Source organism: Pseudomonas sp. GM21 (assembly GCF_000282215.1).
GTDB lineage: Bacteria > Pseudomonadota > Gammaproteobacteria > Pseudomonadales > Pseudomonadaceae > Aquipseudomonas.
Window position 1 is genome coordinate 23,329 of record NZ_AKJS01000126.1, and the last position, 6,000, is coordinate 29,328.

A 6,000-nucleotide genomic window follows, 5' to 3' on the forward strand; every position below is an offset into this window, starting at 1 on the left:
CTTTCAGATAGACCGCGTAGGCCGGGTTTACGACTGCTGCGCAGCCGAACGCAGGCTTCGCCAGCTGCTACATATCTAAGCGGGTTGCACCGTACCGAACGCGCCTTGGCGCGATAGCAGAATCACCAGCCCCAACGCCCCTGCCGCCATCAACAACGGCAACGCATGCCCGCTGATCCATTGGCTACCCGCCCCAGCCGCCAATGGCCCGACCAGACAACCGATTCCCCATAGCTGCGCGACATGGGCATTGGCGCGCACCAGCGCATCGTCACGGTAACGTTCGCCGATCAGAATCAGTGACAAGGTAAACAAGCCGCCAGCACTGGCGCCAAACAGCACCCACAACGGCCAGATCAGCAGCGTGTCGATCAACAACGGGATCGCCAGGCTCGACAGCAGCAAGACTACTGCGCAACCCGTGAACAGCGTGCGGCGTGACAAGCGATCCGCCAGCGCACCAATCGGCAATTGCAGCAACGCATCACCGACCACCACGGTACTGACCATCGCCAAGGCGATTTCCGTGGTGAAGCCCTGACGCAGGCAATACACCGGCAACAAGGTCAGGATCATCGCCTCGAATGCGGCGAATAACGACACCGCCCAGGCAATCGCCGGCAGACCACGGCAGAAAACCCACAAATCGCCAAACGTCACGCCACTCGCTTCGCTGGTGGGTGCCCCGCTGCGCCCCAACAACAGCAACGGTGCCGTCATCAGCAAGCCGACGCCTACCCAAAATCCATAATCGTGTTCAGTCCCCAGAACACCCAGCAGCACAGGCCCGGCGAGCTGGCTCAGGGCATAGCTGCAGCCATACAGCGCCACCAGCCGCCCGCGCCACTGTTCGACCACAAGCTGATTGATCCAGCTTTCACCGAGGATGAACACCAGCGTCAGGATCACTCCGATCATCAGCCGCAAAACCAGCCAGATCGGGTAACTCGGCAACAGCGCCAGCAAGCCGATGGACAACGCCCCGGCCCACAGGCACAGCCGCATGAGATTGGCTGTGCCCAGGCGCGCGGCCAGATGACTGGAGATTTTCGCCCCCAGCAACACGCCAATGGCCGGCATCGCGGCCATTACGCCGATGGCGAATGAACCGTAGCCCCAGCTTTCCAGGCGAAACGACACCAGCGGCATACTGACGCCCAGGGCCAGGCCGACACTCAAGACAGACGCCAATACGGCGAAATAAGTCGCCCAACGCATGTTCCACGCTCCTGTGGATTTTTATGTACAACACAAAACAGTGTGGGAGCGAGCCTGCTCGCGATGACGGAGCAACATTCAACACTGATGTCGATTGTTATACCGCTATCGCGAGCAGGCTCGCTCCCACAGGGGATCTTCGTTATACCGGGCCCCGGTCTGGGGGCCCGCTACAGATTACAACTTGATCCAGGTCGCCTTCAGTTCGGTGTACTTGTCGAACGCGTGCAGCGACTTGTCACGGCCGTTACCGGACTGCTTGAAGCCACCGAACGGCGCGGTCATGTCGCCGCCATCGTACTGGTTGACCCAGACGCTACCCGCACGCAGCGCGCGGGCCGTCAGGTGAGCCTTGGAGATGTCCTTGGTCCACACCGCTGCAGCGAGGCCGTAAGGCGTGTCATTGGCAATCGCAACGGCTTCTTCGGCGGTGTCGAAAGCGATAACCGACAACACCGGGCCAAAGATTTCTTCCTGGGCGATTTTCATCGCGTTGCTCACGCCGTCGAAAATCGTTGGCTCAACGTAAGTGCCACCGGTTTCTTGAAGCGTGCGCTTGCCACCGACCACCAGTTTGGCGCCGTCGGCATGGCCCGACTCGATGTAGGACAGCACAGTGTTCATCTGCTGGGTATCGACCAGCGCGCCGACGTTTGTCGCCGGGTCCAGCGGGTTGCCCGGCTTCCAGGTTTTCAGGGCCTCGATCACCAACGGCAGGAATTTATCTTTGATCGAACGCTCGACCAGCAGACGCGAACCGGCGGTGCAGACTTCGCCCTGGTTGAAGGCGATAGCGCCGGCAGCGGCTTCCGCAGCGGCTTGCAGGTCCGGGGCATCGGCGAACACGATGTTCGGGCTCTTGCCGCCGGCTTCGAGCCAGACGCGTTTCATGTTCGACTCGCCTGAGTAGATCAGCAGCTGCTTGGCGATCTTGGTGGAGCCGGTGAACACCAGCGTATCGACATCGTTGTGCAGGGCCAGGGCCTTGCCGACGGTGTGACCGTAACCCGGCAGCACATTCAGCACGCCTTTCGGAATGCCGGCTTCAACGGCCAGCGCAGCGATGCGGATAGCCGTCAGCGGGGATTTTTCGGACGGCTTGAGGATCACCGAGTTACCGGTGGACAGCGCCGGGCCGAGTTTCCAGCAAGCCATCATCAACGGGAAGTTCCACGGCACGATGGCGCCAACGACACCAACCGGCTCGCGGGTCACCAGACCCAGTTGATCGTGCGGGGTGGCCGCGACTTCGTCGTAGATCTTGTCGATGGCTTCGCCGCTCCAGCTCAGGGCTTGCGCCGCGCCGGGAACGTCGATGTACAGGGAGTCGCTGATCGGCTTGCCCATGTCCAGGGTTTCAAGCAGCGCCAGTTCTTCGGCGTTCTGTTTCAACAGGCCGGCGAAACGGATCATGGTGGCTTTGCGTTTGGTCGGCGCCAGGCGCGACCAGACGCCGGAATTAAAGGTGGCGCGGGCGTTTTCAACAGCGCGCTGGGCGTCGGCGGCGTCACAGCTGGCAATCTTGCCCAGCAGACGGCCATCGACCGGGCTGATGCACTCGAAGGTCTCAGCGGAGACAGCATCGGTGTATTCACCATTGATGTAGGCACGGCCTTCGATCTTCAGATCGCGAGCCCGTTGTTCCCAGTCGGCACGAGTCAGGGTGGTCATTCGAGTGTCCTCCTCTTATTGAATACGAACGCTGCGCGGTCTTCGCGGGCGCTGTCAGGAATTCTGCCCGGCCAGCCTGCTTTTCGGCCCAAGGCAACTGTCACCCTAAACCAGCGGCAGGTGAAGTTTCAATATATTTGACACAAGACCGGCAAACGGCCTTGCGATGTTCATTTTAATAAACATAGACTTTGGTCTTTTCAGGCAATCACGGGAAATTACAACAATGAATATCCAGGATGTCGTCGACTTCAGCCAGGCCACCACCGCGCCCGAGCGCTATCGGCCGGACCCGGTGAAAGTCCTCAAGGGCGATCCCGAACAAGCGGTGTATAACCATTACAACAGCCCGTGCGGGCAATTGAATGCTGGCGTTTGGGAAGGCGAAATCGGGCAATGGACCGTGAATTTCACCGAGCACGAGTACTGCGAGATCGTGCAGGGGGTTTCGGTGCTGCGCGACAACGACGGCAATAGCAAAACCCTGCGCGCAGGTGACCGCTTTGTGATTCCTGCCGGGTTCCAGGGCTCTTGGGAAGTGCTGGAGCCGTGCCGCAAGATTTATGTGGCGTTTGAGCAGAAGGTCTGAGGAATTAAGCTGTCTGAGCCGACGCTTTCGCGAACAGGCACGCTCCCACATGGGCACGCGAAACCTGTGGGAGCGAGCCTGCTCGCGATGAGGCCCTGACAGGCACCACAAAACTCAAGCAACAAAAAAGGCCCGTATCTCGCGATACGGGCCTTTTTCGTAAGAGGGAAAAATCAATTACTTGATTTTGCCTTCTTTGTAGATCACGTGCTTACGAACAACCGGATCAAATTTCTTGATCTCGATTTTGTCCGGGGTAGTACGCTTGTTCTTGTCGGTAGTGTAGAAGTGACCAGTACCGGCGCTCGAAATCAAACGAATCAATTCACGCATGATTAGCTCCCTTAGATCTTGCCGGCTTTGCGGATTTCGGCCAGCACGACAGTGATGCCACGCTTGTCGATGATACGCATGCCTTTGGCAGATACGCGCAGACGCACGAAACGTTTCTCTTCTTCAACCCAGAAGCGGTGATGCTGCAGGTTCGGCAGGAAACGACGACGGGTTTTGTTGTTTGCGTGGGAAATGTTATTCCCAGTCACCGGACCCTTACCGGTAACTTGACATACTCTCGACATGCCTCAGCCCTCTAAAACCACATGCCCAACCCGGCATGGGTTGGCCGCTTAATCTCTCAGTCATTTGGCGCCAGGCGCCGCGTTTCTTTAGAGGTCTTACCGGCTACACCTACAGTGAAGGAACCGGGCCCCTAGAAAAGAGCGCTGCTTTATACCAGAAAGACTGGAGAGCAACAACATTCCGTGTGCACGGACTTCATAAAAACCCCGTTTTTCGGGCCACGAGTGCCTTGGATAAAGGCTATCGTCGATAAAGACCACTCGTCGCAGAAAATCGGCCAACCCGCCGAATCAGGATTTTTTCAGCCCGTGCCCACTGAAAACAATCCCACATAGTCCCCTTAAAATGAAAAAGGGGATAGTCATTTGCAAAAGAGCCTACTAGGGTAAGGCTTTTCCAGACTGCACTTGCAGATGGGCCTTCGATCTGTAAAGGAATCCGACCATGCGCCTCGCTGCCCTACCCCTCTTGCTCGCCCCAATGCTGCTGGGCCCACAGGCCATGGCCGCGGCCCTGACGGTCTGCACCGAGGCCAGCCCCGAAGGGTTCGACGTGGTGCAATACAACTCGCTGACCACCACCAACGCCTCGGCCGACGTGCTGATGAACCGCTTGGTGGACTTCGATACTGCCAGCGGCAAAGTGGTCCCCAGTCTTGCGGACAGTTGGGAAGTCTCACCCGACGGCCTGACATACGTATTCAAACTGCATCCGCAGGTGCCATTCCATCGCACCGAATACTTCAGCCCGACGCGCAATCTGACCGCCCAAGACGTGATCTTCAGCTTCGAGCGCATGCTCGACCCGGCCAACCCGTGGCACAAAGTCGCCCAGAGCGGCTTCCCGCACGCACAATCGATGCAATTGCCCGTGCTGATCAAGAAGATCGATGCACTGGACCCGATGACCGTACGTTTCACCCTCGATCACCCGGACTCGACCTTCCTCGCCACCCTGAGCATGGGGTTCGCCTCGATTTATTCCGCCGAGTATGCCGACAAACTGATGAAGGCCGGCACAGCGGAAAAACTCAACAGCCAGCCAATCGGTACCGGCCCGTTCGTGTTCACGCGTTTCCAGAAAGACGCTTCGATTCGCTACAAGGCCAACCCGGACTACTTTGGCGGCAAGCCCTCGGTGGACCCGTTGATCTTCGCGATCACGCCCGACGCCAACGTGCGCTTACAGAGATTGCGTCGCGATGAGTGCCAGATCGCCCTGTCGCCCAAGCCTCTGGACGTACAGGAAGCACTGAAAGAGCCAGAGCTTCTTAACGTGGAAAAAACCGACGCGTTCATGACCGCTTTCGTCGGCATCAACAGCCAGCATCCTCCACTGGACAAGCCGGAAGTGCGCCAGGCGATCAACCTCGCCTTCGACAAGGCCAACTACGTCAAAGCCGTGTTCGAAGACACCGCCGAGCCCGCCAAAGGCCCGTACCCACCGAACACCTGGAGCTACGACAAAAGCTTGCCGGGTTACCCGCACGACGTGGCGAAGGCCAAGGCGTTGATGGCCAAGGCCGGCCTCAAGGACGGGTTCCAGACCACCATCTGGACCCGCCCTACTGGCAGCACGCTGAACCCCAACCCGAGCCTCGGCGCTCAACTGCTGCAGTCCGACCTCGCGCAAATCGGTATTCAGGCCGAGATCCGCGTCATCGAGTGGGGCGAGTTGATCCGCCGCGCCAAGGCCGGCGAGCATGATTTGCTGTTCATGGGCTGGGCCGGCGACAACGGCGACCCGGACAACTTCCTCACGCCGCAGTTTTCCTGCGCAGCGCTCAAGTCCGGCACCAACTTCGCCCGTTATTGCAATCAGGACCTGGACAAGCTGATCAGTGCCGGCAAGACCACCGGCGAGCAAGGCGTGCGCACCAAGCTCTATGAGCAGGCACAGGCACAGATCCAGCAGCAGGCGCTGTGGCTGGCGCTGGCGCACCC

Annotated in this window: 6 protein-coding genes; 2 read left to right on the top strand and 4 right to left on the bottom strand. The window is 59.1% G+C overall.

Going from position 1 to position 6,000, the window contains the following annotated elements; genetic code table 11:
* Positions 1-75: 75 nt before the first annotated feature.
* Both PMI22_RS08445 and PMI22_RS08440 read right to left on the bottom strand, forming a co-directional pair.
* A complete protein-coding gene (locus PMI22_RS08445; protein ID WP_007947442.1) occupies positions 76-1,218 on the bottom strand; it encodes an MFS transporter in 1,143 nt (380 codons plus the stop codon).
* A 177-nt stretch (positions 1,219-1,395) separates the two neighbouring features.
* Positions 1,396-2,889: an aldehyde dehydrogenase gene (locus PMI22_RS08440; protein ID WP_007947443.1), complete on the bottom strand. Its 1,494-nt coding sequence runs from the start codon at positions 2,887-2,889 to the stop codon at positions 1,396-1,398.
* Between the two features lie 226 nt (positions 2,890-3,115).
* Between PMI22_RS08440 and PMI22_RS08435 the strand changes: the two genes are divergently transcribed.
* Positions 3,116-3,478, top strand: a complete 363-nt coding sequence (locus PMI22_RS08435) for a cupin domain-containing protein (protein WP_007947444.1) — start codon at positions 3,116-3,118, stop codon at positions 3,476-3,478.
* Between the two features lie 177 nt (positions 3,479-3,655).
* Here the strand turns inward: PMI22_RS08435 and rpmG are convergent, their stop codons facing one another.
* Both rpmG and rpmB read right to left on the bottom strand, forming a co-directional pair.
* Complete coding sequence (rpmG, locus tag PMI22_RS08430; protein WP_007894709.1) at positions 3,656-3,811, bottom strand: 50S ribosomal protein L33; 156 nt, start codon at positions 3,809-3,811, stop codon at positions 3,656-3,658.
* An 11-nt stretch (positions 3,812-3,822) separates the two neighbouring features.
* Positions 3,823-4,056: a 50S ribosomal protein L28 gene (gene rpmB, locus PMI22_RS08425; RefSeq protein WP_007894701.1), complete on the bottom strand. Its 234-nt coding sequence runs from the start codon at positions 4,054-4,056 to the stop codon at positions 3,823-3,825.
* A gap of 445 nt (positions 4,057-4,501) precedes the next feature.
* On the opposite strand from rpmB, the gene PMI22_RS08420 reads away from it, so the two are divergent.
* On the top strand, positions 4,502-6,000 hold a 1,499-nt coding region (locus tag PMI22_RS08420), incomplete at its 3' end, for an ABC transporter substrate-binding protein (protein ID WP_007947445.1).

Excerpts from the sequence above, each read along its gene's own strand:
- PMI22_RS08445 (WP_007947442.1), bottom strand. The coding sequence starts at position 1,218 with ATGCGTTGGGCGACTTATTTCGCCGTATTGGCGTCTGTCTTGAGTGTC.
- PMI22_RS08440 (WP_007947443.1), bottom strand. The coding sequence starts at position 2,889 with ATGACCACCCTGACTCGTGCCGACTGGGAACAACGGGCTCGCGATCTG.
- rpmB (WP_007894701.1), bottom strand. The coding sequence starts at position 4,056 with ATGTCGAGAGTATGTCAAGTTACCGGTAAGGGTCCGGTGACTGGGAAT.
- PMI22_RS08435 (WP_007947444.1), top strand. The coding sequence starts at position 3,116 with ATGAATATCCAGGATGTCGTCGACTTCAGCCAGGCCACCACCGCGCCC.
- rpmG (WP_007894709.1), bottom strand. The coding sequence starts at position 3,811 with ATGCGTGAATTGATTCGTTTGATTTCGAGCGCCGGTACTGGTCACTTC.